The following is a 17,713-nucleotide window of genomic DNA, read 5'->3' as shown; positions in this document are numbered from 1 at the left end:
GTACTTACACTATATTATACATATGTACGTGATATTGTACATAGGTTAAAGCGGCACCTTGTAAAAAATTTTTCTTCCCGCCGGCAAGTCCACACGGAACCGTTGTGCGCGACCGCCGTTCGTTTATAATGGAGAGAGTAAAGCAGCATGGGAGGATATCATGGAGCACGAACAAATTCATAAGAAAATCGGCAAAAGCCTTCAGGCCATCCGCAAAGCCCGCTCGCTCAGCCTCGATCAGGTAGCGGAGCTGACGGGGGTCAGCAAAGCGATGCTCGGACAAATCGAACGCGGCGATTCGAACCCGACGATCTCGATCCTGTGGAAAATCGTGAACGGGCTGCGTATCTCGTTTACGTCTCTTATCGAAGAAGAACCGGCCAAGGTCACGCATTTCCGCTTTGAGAATTTGGAGCCTTTTGTAGAGGAAGAGGGCCGGTACCGGGCGTTCCCGCTCGTTCCGTTCGACCAGCAGAAGCGCTTTGAAATTTATACGGTAGAAATGGAAGCGAATTGCACCCACATTTCGGAGCCGCATAACGAGGGGATCGAAGAGTACATTCTGATGATGCAGGGCGAGCTTGACATCACGATCCAGCAGAAGACATACACCCTGAAGGTGGGTGACGCGCTTCGGTTTACGGCGGACCAAAGCCATATCTATACGAATAAAACGGATCAGAAGACGATGTACCATAACATCATCCTTTACCCTTCTTAATCCTGCAGCACTAAAAAACGGCAGTCCGGGAAGCAGCGCCTCCTTCGGATTGCCGTTTTTACTGCGCTATAGCAGGGACTCCTGCTACTTAATGAAGTGTTTTCACTGCCTCAGTCGTAAAGGGGACCAATTCGGCTGTTCGGCCGTCGCGGATCTTGTTTGCCCAAAGAGGGTCCACCAATAATGCCCGACCTACGGCTACCAGATCAAATTCTTGACGTTCCAGCCTCTCGATTAACCCGTCGATCTTCGCATTATTGGCTCCTTTTCCTTCGGTAAAGAGGCTCATAAAATCGCCATCCAGACCTACCGATCCGACCGTAATCGTCGGTTTCCCTGTCAACTTTTTTGTCCATCCGGCAAGATTCAGATCAGAGCCTTCGAACTCCGGCTCCCAGAAACGGCGCGTTGAGCAGTGGAAAATATCGACGCCCGCGTCGACCAAGGGCGCCAGGAACTGTTTCAGCAGCTCCGGCGTTTCAGCCAATTTCGCTGTGTAGTCACTCGCCTTCCATTGCGAGAAACGAAACACGATTGGGAATTCCGGTCCGACGGCACGACGGCAAGCTTCGATAACCTCCACTGCAAATCGGGTGCGTGCAACCATGTCGCCACCATAGCTGTCGGTTCGCGTATTGGTTTTCTCCCAGAAGAATTGGTCGATTAAATATCCATGCGCACCGTGGAGCTCGATGCCGTCGAAGCCAAGCCGCTTGGCTTCGGATGCCGCCTGTGCGAAGCCTTGGACGATTGCGGCGATTTCCGATTCCGAATAATCGCCTACTTGGCCCCGCGCTCCCATATGCCAAATCTGCGGTATAATCCGTCCGCCCGCCTCGTGTACCTCAGTCACTACGTTTGCCCAACCGTTTAATGCGGCTTCGCCATAGAAATGCGGTACGTTGGCGGAATTGGACGCATCCGGATGGTTGATCACCGTACCTTCCGTCACGATAAGTCCAACGCCGTTTTCGGCCCTGCGGCGGTAATAAGCGGCCACATCCAAACCCGGCACGCCGTCCGGGGAAAACTGCCGGGTCATCGGTGCCATCACGATACGATTAGACAGAGTCATAGTTCCGTTTGTGAACGGTTGGAACAAGGCTTGAACAGATTGAGAATAACTCATAACGACCTCCAAATTTAATTAGATATGATTGAATTATGTAAATAACCCCACATGTTGTCATCAGCGTTTAAAGAGTTACAGTCAGCAGCTTGAATTCGGATGTTCACTCATGTACTTGGATATCCCGGAGAACCACCTCCTTTAATCTCCCCTAATATTTCTTATAACATCCATTATTTAACAACAAAATCCTTTATTGACTACGCAGTCAAAAACTTCGCAAAAAAAAGATCAAGGTTCGAGCATCGCAAAAGACGTACGCAAGACCGCATCGATCCGCTCTCGGGAAGCGCCTGATCTCTCCATGATTTTCGCGCCGAGAAGCGCATTGTTCAGATAAGCAGCAAGCTCTTGGCTGGTATGGCGGGTCGTAATGAGCTGCTGTTCCTGACCGCTGCGGATGATCTTCCCAAGTATTTGTTCGACCTTGGCGAACATCATCTCTACTTCGCGGGTTACCTCCTCGTCATCGGTTCCAAATTCCAGCGCGGAATTAACCACGAGACATCCTCTACGAATGGTTTCGTTGCCTTGACATAGCTTAGCATCCCGTATGGCCTCCAGCTTTTTCAAGGGGGACATTTCCCGGGAGGCCAGCTCTTCCAGCATCGATATACTCTGTTCGCGATACAGCGCCAGCGCCTTTAAAAACAAGGCCCGTTTATCTTCAAAAACGCAATACAAACTTTGCTTCTTAACCTGTGTCGTACGGGTCAAATCCTCAAAGGAAGTCGACTTAAAGCCTTTCGTCCAGAATACTTCCATGGACTGGTGCAGCGCACGATCGACATCAAATTCTCTTGGTCTGCTCATAGAAGCCATGATATCAATTCTTGACCGTGAAGTCAACAATCGGCCACTTTGCTGAATTAGACATTCCTTTGGATTTCTCGGAATTGGATTATTCCTCCAATCATACGGAGAAACAACGTTATATTGCCTGCGCGATATTCCTGCCGAATCCCAATCCAATGCAAACGATAAAGGAAGGAATCACTCGCTGGTGCGGAAACGTTTTCGTTTCAAATTTATGACGAATATTTGATTCGATTGCTTGAAAATCGATGAAGGTCTAATGGTTTTAATGGGGCGTAGGCGGAGCGGTTGTCCTCTATAGCGGATGATGAAACAAGATGGTTAAGTTCTTTCCGATGTTCCCGGGCTCTTGGTCGTAGTTGTGGAAGATCAACTTGGCATTACTGATGGTAAGCGATTGGTCGGTATTCTGCTCTTTGGTATGCCTCTTTAGCTTAAAAAAGAAAGCACTGATCAAACTGCGCAGTGCTTTCTTGAATATTATTAATTTATAGACAGTGGCGAAGTTTAATAATTATATGAATATCTACCTCAAAATCGTATTTAGGCTTTAAACTCTCTATTAATTTTTCTGCGACCGTCAATGCATGAGTATATGCGTTCTCTAAATCGTCTTTTTGTAACTTAGAAGTTATTAAAGAGTAATCTTTATATCCTTCTGAAGTCAGATCATTCTCTAAATTTTTCGTGCTGTTTAGCCACCGTTCTACATTCTGTTCCTTAACTCTTAATAAATGCAAAATATACTTTTGCACATATGTCAGAACTTCTAAAGAACGTGCTAATTCTCCTCTTTTCAATACGTTTATTCCCATTAACCAAGCATTCACAAAATTATTAAAAGCAAAATTCACATTCTCATTTGTCATTCGCTCTGGGCCATCCCCACCTAAGTGATCCAGACATTGCTTCAACATTCCTGTAGTGTCGTAAATAAACATGGAATCTGTATCAGGAAAAACTCCAGTGGGCTTGAAAGTTTTTATTACTTCTATTTTGGATTCTGGCAAAAAATGAAATTCACCTCGAATCAAGTTAGAAAAAATAACAACTTCTGTTCCATACTCATTTTGAAACATCAAATCATAAGAAGCAATTTCGGCAATCCATTGTCTTGATTGAAAATTTTCAAATTTATCGTCCTTAATAAATATATAAAACTCAACATCAGAGTATTGATCCCCCTCACCTTTAGTGAAGGAACCATACATCATACATGAAGCTACATTGGAGTTTTGTTCACAATTTTCTTTAACTGATTGGATGATTCGTTTCTGTAAAAACATTTATAAAACCCCTTATCTAAAATTTATCACTTAGATTCAGGGCACTTATCAATTACTGGAAAACATGAGCAACTCATGATAATGCTCCTTTCCTTAACCTTTAGGCATGATAACAAAAATAACTTCAATTTACAACTATTTCAATTAACCTGCCCGTTCGCGCAATGATCAAGACCATTGTTTATGGTACGGTTCACTGTAATGCATCTGTTAAATAGAAGTGGGTTTTGTGGCTTGGTAATGATAAGATATTGGAAGAGTAGTTCTGTTTTCTACGATATAGCTATGCTGTTATCAGGCAAGTGGCTAATTTATATTTCGGGAGGGTGAATCGTTTGGCTGGATACATTAGCAGCATTAGAAAAAAAATCGGACATGAAAGATTAATCGTTATTGCGGCTGGTGTCTTTATATATAAAGATGGAAAAGTACTTTTGCAAAAGCGCAGGGACAATCATTGTTGGGCAATGCACGGTGGTGGTGTTGAAATAGGAGAAACTGTAGAAGAAGCCGCAAAACGAGAGTTATGGGAAGAAACAGGTTTAATAGCTAATAATCTTGAGCTTTTAGGTGTTTTTTCGGGAGAAGACAGGCTGTATACATATCCAAACGGAGATGAGGTTTATTCTATCGGCATCGTTTATGTATGCAGAGATTTTTCAGGAGATTTTTTATCACAAACCAATGAAACAACAGAATTGAAGTGGTTTACTATTGATGAACTGCCGGATGATATATTCCCGCCAAATAAAAAACCTTTGAAGGCTTTTGTTGATTACATTAATCAAACCAAATAAGCCACCAAAAAAAATGGAGTGGCTATATTTTCGTTAAAATGTTGAAGGACATAGTTCCTCCAAAGATTGTTGCAGTGTAAGCACTGTCTATCCAAGTTTTCTTTAAAGCTCCTAGGGGCCAAATGAAGCATGTTAGGATTTAACGATAGTGCAGTAAAACCCACATTATACAAAGAGGTCATTTTGATGCCCAGGTGCTTTCCAAAACAAAAAACTTGCCTGATCATTTGGCAAGTTTAGCTTTAATGTTAAGGTACGATAAAGCATGTAGTTTTTAATCTTCTACAGACTGTCGAACCGCTTGCGAATGTCTTCCAGCAGCAGCTTGGCCGCTATAATGCCTCCGGACGTATTCCAGATCGGCTCGTTGACGACAAAGGCCCGTTTCGTTTTGACGACGTTCATGTTTTGCGCGAGCGGGCTGCCCAGCCATTCCTCGGCCGTTTTCTTGGCCCCGGTGTCCCCTTGACGGTCTGAGACGAAATAGAACATGACGTCTCCGTCGAGCACGGTCATTTGCTCCTGCGTAATGTCCGCGGAGAAATCGTCCTTGTTCTGGGCGTCCGGACGGGCAAAGCCGAGCTGGCTCAAAATAATTCCGGCGAAGTTGTTTTTGTAATAGACGCGAACCTTGCCGGGCTGGAAGCGGGCCAGCGAAACGCGCATTTTCGTTTTGTCGCCCAAATGCGCTTTGGTCTGCTCGACGGCTCTGTTGTAATCGTCCAGCACGGCCTTGCCTTCGGCTTCTTTGTTCAGCGCCGCGGCATACAGCTTGAAGTTGTCGATCATGCTGTCGCCCAGATTTTCCGTAAAGACCGTAGGCGCGATGGCCGACAGCTGCTGGTAAATTTTCTCTTGGCGCACCTTCGTCCCGAGAATCAGATCCGGCTTCAGCGTCGCGATGACCTCGACATTCGGCTGCGTCTCGTCGCCTATCATCTTCACGTCGGCCATCTGCTCCTTAATATGCTCAAACCAAGGATCGCCAATCCAGGATTTCACAGCGGCTACCGGCTTGATGCCCAGCGCCAGCAGCGATTCGGTGCCTTGATTCGTCAGAACGACGACCCGCTGCGGAGTGCCTGTGATTTTCGTCTCCCCCATGGCATGCTTAATCGTCCGGGACGCCGGTTCCTGCGAAGGCTGCTGACCCGCCTCCGGCTTCCCGCTCCCTCCGCCGCCGCAAGCCGCAGCAACCAAAGCGAGAACCAGAACAACGGCGAGCGCGGAAATTTTTTTCAACCTGAATCCTCCAAATTCCTTGAACAACAACGATAACTTCCCCTTTCAGCGATCAACAAGCTGCCTTTTTTTGATAATGATTATTATTATCAATAAAAGATTCAAAAAAAGCTCCCATTCTGACGGGATCAAGCCGATAAACCAAACAAACGTTACAACTGTCACTTATGTTACACTTGTAACATTAAACGATATCGTCCGGTTATGCAATAACCTCGGCGCTCCCAAGGGGCGAAAATGGACAGATGAAAGGAAGTGTCACACTTGGGCGAGGCTACGGGCAAACTCTCCTTGCGGTCACAGGAATGGATTCAGACCGCGCTGTTTCAATTAATGGAAAAAAAGCCCTACTCTCTCATCTCCATTACGGAGATTGCAGATAAAGCAGGACTTGCACGCCAAACGGTTTACCGGAATTTTCAGGACAAAGACGAAATTTTGTTGAATTACTTGACCCGGCTGATGAGCGGCGTGTGGCAGCATATCGACGGCGGGCAGCCGTACACGGAAGCGATGTTCGTGCTGCTGTTCCGCACCTGGAAGGACAACATTCCCCCGTCGCTGATCCTGAACATCAAGGGCCAGGACCGGAAAATCCGGCAGCTGATCTTCCGCAGCATCTGCGATTGCCACGATGAGCTGTTTATCGGCGGAATCCGCAGCGGGAGCGGCACGCAGTCCGATATTTACCGCCTGTACGGGCAAAAATCGTTCTCGGCCCTCCTTCACATGATGCTGATCGAGTGGACGCTGCAGGAATTTCATCTGTCTCCCGAGGAGATCGGCAAGGTCGTCAGCGAGCTGTCAGCTTCGATGCGGAAGTTTCTGTAAGCGGCCGCCTATTTGAGCCCGGTGAGCGCAATGCCGCGGACGATCTGCTTCTGGAAGATGACAAACAGCAGGATCAGCGGCAGCACGGAGACGGTCGCTCCCGTCATGATCAGCACCCAGCCGCTCGTATCCTTCAACTCGCTGGAGAAGAACGCCACGCCGACCGGAATCGTAAAATGCGTCTCCGTCTGCGTCACGATCAACGGCCAGATGAACGCGTTCCAACTGCCGAGAAACGACAGGATCGCCAGCGTCGCAAGCGCGGGGCTCACCAGCGGCACAGCGATGCGCAGCATGATGCCCCATTCGTTCATGCCGTCGATCCGGGCGGCGTCCAGCAGGTCCGAGGGCACCGACTCCATGAACTGCTTCATCAGGAAAATGCCGAAGGCGCTGACGAGCCCCGGAAACAGGACCCCGACGTACGTATCGACCCACCCGAGCTTGGCGGACAGCAGATACCACGGAATGATCAGCATCTCGGTAGGCACCATCAGCGTGCTGAGAATGGCGATAAAAATGAGCCGTTTCCCGGAAAACGTAAATTTCGCCAGCACGTACCCCGCGACCGTATCGAACAAGCATACGCTCGCCGTCATAATCAATGCAATTATGAAGCTGTTATACACCCAGTCCGTAAATGGCGTCGTGGCGAACAATTCCGTATAATTGGCCAGCGTCACGCGATCGGGCACGAGGCTGAGCGAGAAGACGTCCTGCGGCGTCTTGAGCGAAGTGGCGACCATCCATAAAAATGGAAATACCATCGCGAGCGTGCCCGCGGCAAGCAGCGCATAGCTTCCAAGCCTCGGAAGCCGGGAAGGACGGAATGCCGGTCCGGACAGCGGACGGATCGAGCTTCCAAGCCTCATCGGTCGTCCCCTCCTTAGGATTCGATCTTTTTACTTAGCACCTTGAGCTGCAGCAGCGACAGGACCAGGATCAACGCGAAAAGCACGACAGTGGCGGCCGCCGCCTGGCCCATGTTGAAGTGCTTGAACGCGAGATTGTAAATGTACAGCACGAGCGAGACGGTCGAGTTGAGCGGACCGCCGGACGTCATGTTGAGCACCTGCGTGAACGACTGCAAATAATCGATGCTGCCGATGACGACGGAAAACACGATCACCGGGTTGAGCAGCGGCAGCGTGATGTGCACGAACCGCTGCCACGCTCCCGCGCCGTCGATGGCAGCCGCATCGTAATACAGCCGCGGGATGCCTTCCAGTCCCGTCAGGAAGATCAGCATTTGAAACCCGACGCCCTGCCAGATCATCGCGGCAATGACCAGATAGATCGCTTGAGACGGCGAGCCGAGGAAAAGCTGCGGATCGAGCCCGAGCGAGAGCAAGATGCCGTTGACGACGCCGTTCTTCATCAGCATCCAGCGGAACACCCAGCTGACCGCCACCACGCTGGTGACGTACGGGATAAAATAGATCGTGCGGAACAAGCCGCGCAGCCGGCCGATGCGCAGCAGCAGCAGCGCTACAGCCAATCCGGCGGCGACCTGCCCCGGCACGCCGACCAGCACGTAAACAAGCGTATTTTTCAGCGCTTGCAGGAACACTTCGTCCTGGAACAAGGCGATGTAATTGTCGAGCCCGACAAACGGCTTCTCTTCGGACAGCATATCCCATTCCCGGAAGCCGACGTTAAACGAATACAGGATCGGCAATATGCGGATGGAGACGAAAAAAAGCAGCGGCCCCAACAGGCAGGTGTACACGAACACATACCGCTGCTTTTTTACGCCGGGCCCCCGCCTCTGGGGAACCCGGCTCCTGACGGCCGGCAGCGCTTCGGCACGCTCCATAGGTTCTTCCCTCCTCGTCCTTCTTGCAGCGCGCACGCCGCTTTATTTTTTATCCTGCTTCGCCCAGTAATCGTCGAACAGCTTCTGCGTCTTCTTCACCAACTCGTCGTACGCCTTCTCGACCGGCACCTGCTTCAGCACCACTTGATCGACCGCCTCGACGAAGTAATCGCGCTCCAGCTTCTCGTCCACGAAAAAGTGCGCATGCGCATAAGGCAGCTGCTGGATGAACGGACCAAGCTTCTCGTCCTTCGCGTATTTGTCCTGCAGCGCGACCTCCCTCTTCGCCGGGAGCTCCCCGACCTTCTCGACCCACTGCTCCTGCACTTCCTTGCTCGTCAGAAACTTCAGGAACTCGGTCGCCGCCTCCAGCTTCTTGCCTTTCACGCCCTTCGTAATCGAGTTGGCCCAAAAGGACACCTGCGTCGCCTTGTCCTTGTACGAAGGAAGCGGCGCAATCGCATACTGGAGGGCGGGCGCGTCCTTCTTGATCCCGCCGAGCTGGAACGATCCGTCGATATTCATCGCAGCTACGCCCTTCTTGAAGGCGGTAATGTCGTCGTTGTAGAAATCCTTGGTGCCGACCTTATGTACCAGCGACAGGTCGATCAAATACTTGAACGCTTCCAGCCCGGCCGGGGAATCCGCCCACAAAATTTTTCGCCGGTCGTCGCTGATATCTTTGCCGCCCGCCTGATACACGAGAGCGTCTCGGTACCAATGATGAAGCTGCGCGTTCGGCTGCCAAGCCAGCCCTTCGACAACGTATTGCCCGTTCTTGTCCTGCTGCGTCAGCTTCTTCGCTGTGTCGACCAGCTCGGTCCAAGTGGCCGGCGGTTTGCCCGGATCGAGCCCCGCTTTGGTGAAAAAGTCCTTGTTGTAAAACAAGGCGAGCGTGCGCACGGCGGTCGGAATCGCGTAATATTTGCCGTTCAGCTTGGCCGTATCGACGAACGGGAAAAACTCCTTCTTGATCTGCTCCTCGGAGAAGGCGCTCTCCGGCAGCGGCTGCAAATAGCCGGACGAGACGTATTTCGGCAGCCAGCCGTAATACAGGTTAATAATATCCGGCCCCTTCCCGGCGGGCACGAGCGTCGCCACCTTCTCGTTGTACTGGTCGTACGGGAAGTTCGTCTGCTTGACGGTAATGTTCGGATGCTTCTTCTGGAACTCGTCGATCAGCGCCGCGATCAGCTCGACCTTCGCAGGGTACTGGTACTGCCAGTACTCGATGGTGACCTTCTCCTCTTGGCCGGAATCCGCCGTCTTCTGAGCGGCTTCTCCCGATTTGCCGTCTCCTGCCGGCACCTTGGAGCCGCCGCAGGCGGACACCCCCACGGCTAAGCTAAGCGCAAGCGCCGCGGCACTCCAAGACATATAGCGATAACGCTGCCGATGAGTGCTCTTCATGGTTTTCCAGTCCCCTTTTTTCTATATTAAGTTCAACAGTCTTCTCGCGTTGTTCCCGAAAATGTTCTCGATCTCCGTCTCGTTCATCCGCAGCTCGCGGCAGGAGCGCACCTGATCCTGTAAGTAGCGGTAGACGAACCCCCGCGGGAAGCTGCTGGAATCCGTGCCGAAAATAATCCGCTCGGGACCGATCAGCTCGTAGCATTTGCGGAACAGGATATCCAGGTTCAGCTCGTACGGCGCCCAGCGCATCCACTGGTTCGACCCGGACGTATCGATGAAGATATTCGGACAGCTCCAGCACAAGTGCAGCAGCTCTTGAAAATAGCCCGCGCCGAAATGCGGAATGATGAACGGAATATCCGGGTATTCCCGGGCCACGTTAAAGATCGCCAGCGGATTGATGTTGAGGTGCGAGGCGATCCCGCCGGTATGTCCGAGCAGCCCGAAATGAATGAGCACCGGCAGCTTCCGTTCGGCGAGAAACCGCCACACCGGCGTCAGCTTCGGATCGTGAAACGGGCTTTCCACGAGCGGGCCGAACAGCTTGTAGCCTTTCAGGCCAAGCGTGTCCACGGCTCTTTGCAGCTCCTCCGCCGCATTCGGCTCCTCGATGGAATGGTGGGCGAAGCCGGTAAACCGGCCGGGGTATTTGCCGATCTGCTCGGCCAGATCATCGTTGCTCCAGGCGGTCAGGAAATTGATGCCGCCAATGCCGTAGCGATCCAATTCGTCCGACCAACGGTCGATGAGCGGCCGGGCCGCATCCTGATCCTCCTCCGCCGGGGGCTCCGGGAAATCCCACGTCAGCCGCATCCGCTCGGAACGCAGCGCATTCTGGCTTCGGATCACCGGATTAGCCGACATAAACGGCAGCGGATAAGGCAAATGGGCATGAATGTCGAACACTTGAAAGCCTTCCTTGAACAGCATCGAGATTCCACCTTCTGTCTTTAGGTTAGCAAGCTATAAGCAGATGCGCCTTATTGACCTCAAGCATCGGCGCCAGCAGTTCGGCCTTGGCTTGCTCGTAATCAGGCTCCAGCACGACCTCGGCGTACGTTCTGCCCGGAAAACAATCCCCTTCCGCCCGCAGCCATTCGTCCTTCTTAACCAAGCGGTGCGCCCCCTTCGCCGGACGTCCGTAAAAATAAAAAAGACACCATCCGCCCAGCAGGCGGTACGTGTCTCCGGTAGTCCGGTAGATTTTAACTATTCCCATAAAATTACTATGCTTTAATCGAAATCATACCCCCGAACCCCGGGAATGTCAATAGAAAAATCGGGATTCGCGTATGATTCACCTAGCGTTCGTTTTGCTCCAAAAGCCGGTCCAACAATTCGTCCAGCGGCAGCGGCTGCTCCTTCGTGACTCGGATTCCGTTTTCGGACAAGAAAGCCAAAGTTGCCATGCGGTCGCAGGTGACCAATTGAGGAAACGGGCCCTCACTCCAATCGACCGCGCCCGGAATATCCGCCAGACTGGGCAGCGCTTCTCCGGTTAACCAGAGCCGGCGCCACGAGGCGACGAAGGCATCTTTTTCGTAAGGGCCTTCCAAAGCGCCGTTTCTCAGCAAAAGAACACAATCCGCAAACTGCCGGATATCTTCGACCGAATGGGTGGACAGCACGACGGTCCGTTCCACGCTCTCCGCATCCTCGACAAGCATCTGCTTCAGACGATTGCGGCTGGCGATATCCAGACCGTTCGTCGGCTCATCGAGCAGCAGCAGAGGCGCATGCGTACTCAGCGCAAGCGTTAACGCCGCCTTCTTCCGTTCCCCCTGCGACATCTTGCCGTACCTTTTATCCAGCGGAATACGAAAAGACGCCGCGCGCCGTGCGAAATCGTCATCGTCCCACGATGCGTACCAGCCGCCAATAAAATCCCTCATCTGCCTCAGCGTAAAGGGCTCGCAGCCGTCCAGCGGATCGGGGACGAAAGCGGTCCGCGTCTTGATGGCCTGCTCCTCCCGCTCATACGTACGCCCGAAAATTTCCAGCTTGCCTGAGGTCGGCTTCATCAGATTCATAAGGCACTTGAGCAGCGTCGTTTTGCCCGAGCCGTTCGGGCCTACTAACGCATACGTCAGTCCGGGCTCCAGAACGACATCGATCGGTCCCAGCCGGAAGTCGTCTCGCTGTTTAACGAAGCGCTCCAGCCGGAGAGGAATTGGGGAAGTCATCCGTCTCGCCTCCTTTCTTGCAGCATTTCCGCCAAGATCTGCTCGAACGTCTGCCGCGTTTGCTCCGGATCGTTCTGCAGCCGGAAGCTCATTTCAATCGCCGCGCGGAACGCTTGGTGCAGACTCGCGTCCGCGACCTGCTTCTTTTCGCCCTCCTGCACATCCGCTACGAACGTTCCTTTTCCTTGCACGGTCTGGATGAATTTGCGCTGCTCCAGATTTTGATAAGCCCGGTTCACCGTAATGACGCTGCAGGCCAAGTCGCTGGCAAGCGACCGGATCGAAGGAAGCGGCGTGCCCGGTTTAAGCTGGCCGCTCACGATGAACGATATCAGCTGCTGTTCAATTTGATGATAGATCGGCTCCCGGCTATGTTCCGAGATGTGTATCGGTAGCTGTATCGCTGCCGCCTCCTTTCTGACAAGTCAGGTGAACCTCCGGCCGCTGTGCGGGCAGAACAACCCTACGGAAGATCCTTGCGCGCAAGCCGGTAAATTAAGGCCCGGTAGAACCCCGCCACCCCAAGCACGGCCACAAGTACGGACAAGATCATGGCGACCGGCGGATTTCCCCGTGCCCATTCAAACACCCATAAATAAACCGGTTGTCCAAAATGCGAGTAGAACGTTAAGATTGCCGCAACGATCAGCGGCAGCCCCGTAAAAGCGCCGATAAGTATCGCTTTGCCGTTCGTTCCGAATTCCAGATACGGATTGATGCCGCTGACCGCAAAGGCATAGCCGATCCAGACAAACACAAAGGCGGCATACTCCGCCACGGACAGCTTACCAAGCAAAGCGGACCAACTGGACGCGACAAAGACGCTGACAAAGACGAGCAAGGACGTTCCAAGGCACATCATCATATACAGCATCCGGCTCCAGGCTATGACCTTGGGCGGAATGGCCCACATCCGGAAAAAGCGCAGCCGCTTTAAAAACGGTTCCTCCGACACCAAGTAACTGAAAGATAAATATTCTCTGGAAAAGGCAAGCGCGCCGAGCGTAGGAACAACGGCAATTAACCATAAATCCACGGGAAAAGAAACGCCCGGTTGCATACTGCCGCGCTCGTCTCCCACCAGCGCGCGCACCATATCGTGCGCCAGAAAGAACCCGATCAAGGCCGAGAACAGAACGTTGGCCAGCAGCGCAATATATTTATGTTTTAACTCATTCCATGCAATCCGGCAAGCATCACGCATGTCCACTCACGCTCCAGATTATTGATTCATGCGGGTCAGCCCGAAAAGATCGACGCCGTAAGCGGCGGCCACGGCGAACAGGATCGTCCAGAACGCCAGCGAGCACGTCATCCAGAACAGGACGGGGCCGCGCGGCGCTTTGAACAGCATGGCGAAGCCCGCCGCAATCTCCGTCCCGATCAGGATGGGACCGAGAAAGGCAAGGCCGGGCAGCCCGTACCGGACAAATAGGCGGTAGGCCCGCTGGCTTCGTTTGCTTTCGCTTGCTCCGCTGCGTTTGCTGCGCCATGCGTTCCAGCGGTCGAACAAGAAAACGACGAACAGCACGGTAACCCAATTCCCCAGAAAAGCCAAAATCGTTGTGGCAACCGGGTTTAAGTCAAGCATGGCGATACCTAGCACGACGACAAAAGCCGATTCCACCCAAGGCAGCGCCGCAAGAACGAAGACGGCAAGATAAGACCATTCTTTCAGAAATTCAGCCATCATGCAATATCCACTCCTCTGAAGGTGTATAACTGTATATATTAATATATACAGTATATCACCGATTGAAGATTGTCAACGATCCGCTGCCCGGGAATCAAAAAAAGACACGTCCCGTGCTCAAACGGTACGTGTCTCTTCTCCGGTATATTCGATTTATCGAGCCAATAGCGTTGTTATACGTTTTCCATCCGCTGCGTTTGATGATTAATAGGCATGCCCGATGTTTGAACTTCAGGTGTCCGGGAAACCGTTGGACGCTTCTCCCAGCATTCGGCGTTGGTGAGACCTTCAATGCTGTCTCGATAAAATACCGGATCAAGCCCGGCCTTCTTCTGCTTGACGTAGTCCTGCAAAGCTGCGAAGGCGATTTTGGACAGCCAGAGGATCGCTATCAAGTTTACGATAACCATCAGGCCCATAAATAAATCGGCCAAATCCCATACCAATTGAACCTTTGCGATCGAGCCGAATACGACCATGGCGATCGCGCCGATTCGGTAGACCATCAGCCATGTTTTACTTGTGTGAAGAAATCGAATATTCGTTTCCCCGTAATAATAGTTGCCAATCAGCGAACCAAAGGCAAACAGGAAGACAAAAATAGCAAGACAGCCTGATGCCCAAGAGCCAATGTGCTCGCTTAATGCCGCTTGTGAAAGCGCAATGCCGCTTAGCCCCGGTTGTTTGTACGCATCGGAGAGCAAAATAATAAATGCCGTGCTCGTACAGACGATGAGCGTATCCGTCAATACACCAAAGGCTTGAATAAGTCCTTGTTTCACCGGATGACTTGTGGTTGCCGTCGCGGCAACGTTCGGAGCGCTCCCCATTCCGGCTTCGTTCGAGAATAAGCCCCGTTTCGTTCCATGCATGAGAGCGGCACCGATGGAGCCGCCTGCTACTTGCTCAAGACCAAACGCGTTTTTAACAATAAGCGAAAGCACTTCCGGCATTTTTGTAATGTTGGTAAGCACGACAAATAAGGCAACGCCAATGTATAAGACAGCCAGAAACATAACCTTATATTCAGCCATTTTGGCAATACGCGTTACACCGCCAAAGATAATCACGGCGAAAGCGATGGTCATGAGAATTCCCATTGTTAAACGGTCGGTGCCGAACGCGTTCTCAAAGGCAATGGTAACCGTATTGGATTGTACGGAATTGAAGATAAGACCGAAAGTCACGGTAATTAAAATCGCGAAGAAAACGCCCATCCAACGTTGCTTTAAGCCTTTCTCCATATAATAGGACGGACCGCCGCGGAAGCCGTTTTTATCTTTCGTTTTATAGACCTGCGCCAGCGTACTTTCAACAAAGCTGGATGCCGAGCTAATAATAGAAATAACCCACATCCAGAAGACCGAGCCCGGGCCGCCTAACGCAATGGCAATGGCAATCCCTGTAATATTACCCGTCCCCACGCGGGCGGCCATACCAATCGCGAACGCTTGAAATGGGGAAATTTCGTCTTTCGAACCGGACTTCCCTTCTTTTAAAACGCGGACCATTTCCTTCAACATGCGGACCTGAAGAAATTTCAACTTGAATGTGAAATAAAGTCCCGTAGCGACAAGTAAAACAATCAACAATTTCCCCCAGAAAAATTCGTTAATTTCGCCAACAATACTCTGCAGCAGTTCTTCCATATCTTCACCTCATATCAAAAGAATATAGAGCTTCCATTCGGTCTTGCGATATCTCCAACCAAATGCATTTCTCCGTTCCAGCCTGCGGCTTTAATCGAAAACGCTTTCAACGTTTTTCCGAAACTGTGATTTATTCTACTTTTCGGACTACAAAATAAAACTAAAAACTACAATGCAACACAAATTATCTTTTGGGATTGGAGGAAATGGATGACAACACCATCCGAAATCATACGAATGAATCAGAGGAACAAGGCTCGCACGACAAAATAGACGCAGTTCGCTCCTCGCGAATGCGCCTATCCTCTCATATGAAAACCTATACATTTACATTTATACCCTTTTTAAGGGTATAATAGATGTAGCGCCAAGGAATAAATCGCAAGCTGATTCTCGCATTCCAAGGAGGAGCCCGTCCATGTCAGACTATCAAATCCGCTTATTGAAAGCGTTCTCGCTGTTGCTGTTTCTTCTATTAGTGATGGGCATCGAATATTACAGCCAGCTTCACGGCTGAACAGGTTCCTTCTGCTCGTCCGACCCGCTTCGTTTGCGGGCACGCAGCTGCTCCGTCAGCTTCCGTCCCGTCGGCGTCTGCGCCAGTCCGCCCAGCGCCGTTTCCCGGTGCTCCCGCGGCATCGCCCGGCCGACCGACAGCATAACGCCGATCACTTCGTCCGACGGAATGACGCTGCGCACGCCGGCCAGCGCCATGTCGGCAGCGGCGAGCGCGTTGACGGCGCCCAGCCCGTTGCGCACAATGCACGGAATTTCCACGAGTCCGGCAACCGGGTCGCAGATCAGGCCCAGCGTATTTTTCAACGCCAAGCCGACCGCATGCATCGCCTGCTCCGGGCTGCCGCCGCGCATTTCGACCAGCGCGCCCGCCGCCATCCCGATGGCGGAACCGACCTCGGCCTGGCAGCCGCCCTCCGCCCCGGAAATGGATGAATTGTTGGCGATGACATACCCGATCGCTCCCGCGCAAAACAGTCCTTCAACCAGCTTCTCGTCCGGCCAGCCGAACCGTTCCTGCGAGCTGACGAATACGCCGGGGATAATGCCGCAGGAGCCCGCCGTCGGCGTCGCCACCACGCGGCCCATCGAAGCGTTCACTTCCGATACGGCAAGCGCGTAGGCCATCGCCGTGCTCGCTTCGCGGCCGGAGGAAGGATCGCCGCTCGCCGCGAAGGCAGCGACCCGGCCGGCGTCGCCGCCCGTAAGTCCGCTCCGCGAAGCCGTCGGCTGTTCGATTCCCCGCCGCACCGCTTCTTTCATCGTTTGATAATACTCCGCCATCTGACGAATGACCTGCTCCCTCGTCTCGCCGGTTTCCTTCACCTGCTCCTCAATCATGAGGCGTGCAACCGTCGTCGATTCCGAGCGGCATAGTTCGGCCAACTGCCGCAGCGTTTGAAATCTCATGCTCTCCCGCTCCTTTGTGCCAAATCGATGATCGTCGCGTCCGCCACGTCCGGCAGCAGGCGTATGGACTCCAGCATGCCCTCCGGCGGAGCCGAATCCATCTCGATAACCGTCATCGCTTCGCCTTGACGACCTTTGCGGTCGACATCCATAAAGCCGATATTGACTCCCGCCTCGCTGACGACCTTCGTGATCGAGGCGAGAATTCCCGTACGGTCCGAATGCTTGATCACCAGCATCGGGTACTGCCCTGTGCAGCTGACGTCAAAGCCGTTCAGCGAATGAATCTCAATATTCCCCCCGCCGATGGAAGCGCCCAATACCTCCGCATAGCGATCGCCCGACCACAGCTCGATTTTGGCCGAGTTCGGATGAGGCGCAGCCCCGGTTCCCGGCTCGAACGTGATCTCCATGCCGAGCGACCGGGCTTCTTCCAGCACATGCGGAATGCGGGGATCGTCCGTATCGTAGTCGAGCAGCCCTCCGGCGATCGCCAGATCGGTGCCGTGGCCCCAGTACGTCTCCGCGAACGATTCGTACAGAAGCACGCGGGCCTTCTCCGGCCTGCAGCCGAGCAGCTGCCGCGCCACACGGCCGATGCGAACCGCACCGGCCGTGTGGGAGCTGGACGGACCGACCATCGCCGGCCCGATAATCGTAAATACATGCTTAAAGCGCATTGGACATGCCCTCTTTCAACGGTTCGTCCGCT

General features: G+C 52.4%; 19 protein-coding genes. 3 read left to right on the top strand and 16 right to left on the bottom strand.

The genetic code is table 11. The annotated features are described in order from the left end of the window. The first annotated feature begins 160 nt into the window (after positions 1-160). Positions 161-721 (top strand): helix-turn-helix domain-containing protein, encoded by a 561-nt coding sequence (locus tag QJ48_RS06895; protein WP_025849811.1) that lies wholly within the window; start codon positions 161-163, stop codon positions 719-721. Positions 722-809: 88 nt separating this feature from the next. Here the strand turns inward: QJ48_RS06895 and QJ48_RS06890 are convergent, their stop codons facing one another. The 3 genes from QJ48_RS06890 to QJ48_RS06880 form a co-directional block, all read right to left on the bottom strand. Further along, positions 810-1,850, bottom strand: a complete 1,041-nt coding sequence (locus QJ48_RS06890) for an NADH:flavin oxidoreductase (RefSeq protein ID WP_054972901.1) — start codon at positions 1,848-1,850, stop codon at positions 810-812. 231 nt (positions 1,851-2,081) lie between these two features. After that, positions 2,082-2,663, bottom strand: a complete 582-nt coding sequence (locus QJ48_RS06885; RefSeq protein WP_054972918.1) for a TetR/AcrR family transcriptional regulator — start codon at positions 2,661-2,663, stop codon at positions 2,082-2,084. Positions 2,664-3,154: 491 nt separating this feature from the next. Beyond that, on the bottom strand, positions 3,155-3,952 hold the full coding sequence (locus QJ48_RS06880; RefSeq protein ID WP_054972900.1) for a nucleotidyltransferase: 798 nt from the start codon (positions 3,950-3,952) through the stop codon (positions 3,155-3,157). A 335-nt stretch (positions 3,953-4,287) separates the two neighbouring features. Between QJ48_RS06880 and QJ48_RS06875 the strand changes: the two genes are divergently transcribed. Continuing rightward, positions 4,288-4,749: an NUDIX hydrolase gene (locus QJ48_RS06875; protein ID WP_054972899.1), complete on the top strand. Its 462-nt coding sequence runs from the start codon at positions 4,288-4,290 to the stop codon at positions 4,747-4,749. Positions 4,750-5,031: 282 nt separating this feature from the next. Here the strand turns inward: QJ48_RS06875 and QJ48_RS06870 are convergent, their stop codons facing one another. After that, on the bottom strand, positions 5,032-5,991 hold the full coding sequence (locus QJ48_RS06870) for an ABC transporter substrate-binding protein (RefSeq protein WP_237762831.1): 960 nt from the start codon (positions 5,989-5,991) through the stop codon (positions 5,032-5,034). A 264-nt stretch (positions 5,992-6,255) separates the two neighbouring features. Here QJ48_RS06870 and QJ48_RS06865 point away from each other — a divergent pair, with 264 nt between their 5' ends. After that, on the top strand, positions 6,256-6,822 hold the full coding sequence (locus QJ48_RS06865; protein WP_054972897.1) for a TetR/AcrR family transcriptional regulator: 567 nt from the start codon (positions 6,256-6,258) through the stop codon (positions 6,820-6,822). An 8-nt stretch (positions 6,823-6,830) separates the two neighbouring features. Here the strand turns inward: QJ48_RS06865 and QJ48_RS06860 are convergent, their stop codons facing one another. From QJ48_RS06860 to sdaAB, 12 genes are all read right to left on the bottom strand, one after another. Continuing rightward, positions 6,831-7,694: a carbohydrate ABC transporter permease gene (locus QJ48_RS06860; RefSeq protein ID WP_054972896.1), complete on the bottom strand. Its 864-nt coding sequence runs from the start codon at positions 7,692-7,694 to the stop codon at positions 6,831-6,833. A gap of 14 nt (positions 7,695-7,708) precedes the next feature. Then, positions 7,709-8,638, bottom strand: coding sequence for a carbohydrate ABC transporter permease (locus QJ48_RS06855; protein WP_054972895.1), 930 nt, complete (start codon positions 8,636-8,638; stop codon positions 7,709-7,711). Positions 8,639-8,680: 42 nt separating this feature from the next. After that, positions 8,681-10,048 carry an extracellular solute-binding protein gene (locus QJ48_RS06850; RefSeq protein WP_054972894.1) on the bottom strand — a complete coding sequence of 456 codons (1,368 nt, stop codon included), beginning with the start codon at positions 10,046-10,048 and terminating at the stop codon, positions 8,681-8,683. A 21-nt stretch (positions 10,049-10,069) separates the two neighbouring features. Next, the gene (locus tag QJ48_RS06845) at positions 10,070-10,981 is read right to left on the bottom strand and encodes an amidohydrolase family protein (protein ID WP_054972893.1); all 912 of its coding nucleotides are present in this window, start codon (positions 10,979-10,981) and stop codon (positions 10,070-10,072) included. Between the two features lie 25 nt (positions 10,982-11,006). Then, positions 11,007-11,270, bottom strand: a complete 264-nt coding sequence (locus tag QJ48_RS06840) for a hypothetical protein (protein WP_054972892.1) — start codon at positions 11,268-11,270, stop codon at positions 11,007-11,009. 82 nt (positions 11,271-11,352) lie between these two features. After that, on the bottom strand, positions 11,353-12,234 hold the full coding sequence (locus QJ48_RS06835; protein WP_054972891.1) for an ATP-binding cassette domain-containing protein: 882 nt from the start codon (positions 12,232-12,234) through the stop codon (positions 11,353-11,355). Continuing rightward, positions 12,231-12,581, bottom strand: a complete 351-nt coding sequence (locus tag QJ48_RS06830; RefSeq protein ID WP_272948113.1) for a GntR family transcriptional regulator — start codon at positions 12,579-12,581, stop codon at positions 12,231-12,233. Before QJ48_RS06830 ends, QJ48_RS06835 begins: the two co-directional genes overlap by 4 nt. Positions 12,582-12,697: 116 nt before the next feature. Then, complete coding sequence (locus QJ48_RS06825) at positions 12,698-13,438, bottom strand: hypothetical protein (protein WP_054972889.1); 741 nt, start codon at positions 13,436-13,438, stop codon at positions 12,698-12,700. An 18-nt stretch (positions 13,439-13,456) separates the two neighbouring features. Then, positions 13,457-13,927 carry a small multi-drug export protein gene (locus tag QJ48_RS06820; RefSeq protein WP_054972888.1) on the bottom strand — a complete coding sequence of 157 codons (471 nt, stop codon included), beginning with the start codon at positions 13,925-13,927 and terminating at the stop codon, positions 13,457-13,459. Positions 13,928-14,100: 173 nt separating this feature from the next. Beyond that, positions 14,101-15,576, bottom strand: coding sequence for a sodium:alanine symporter family protein (locus tag QJ48_RS06815; RefSeq protein ID WP_054972887.1), 1,476 nt, complete (start codon positions 15,574-15,576; stop codon positions 14,101-14,103). A 507-nt stretch (positions 15,577-16,083) separates the two neighbouring features. Further along, entirely contained in the window at positions 16,084-17,001 is a 918-nt protein-coding gene (gene sdaAA, locus QJ48_RS06810; RefSeq protein WP_054972886.1) for an L-serine ammonia-lyase, iron-sulfur-dependent, subunit alpha, read from the bottom strand. Further along, the gene (sdaAB, locus tag QJ48_RS06805; protein ID WP_054972885.1) at positions 16,998-17,681 is read right to left on the bottom strand and encodes an L-serine ammonia-lyase, iron-sulfur-dependent subunit beta; all 684 of its coding nucleotides are present in this window, start codon (positions 17,679-17,681) and stop codon (positions 16,998-17,000) included. Before sdaAB ends, sdaAA begins: the two co-directional genes overlap by 4 nt. Positions 17,682-17,713 lie beyond the last annotated feature (32 nt).

Source organism: Paenibacillus sp. A3, assembly GCF_001399685.1.
Classification (GTDB): Bacteria; Bacillota; Bacilli; order Paenibacillales; family NBRC-103111; genus Paenibacillus_G.
This window is presented reverse-complemented; position numbering and strand designations above follow the sequence as displayed.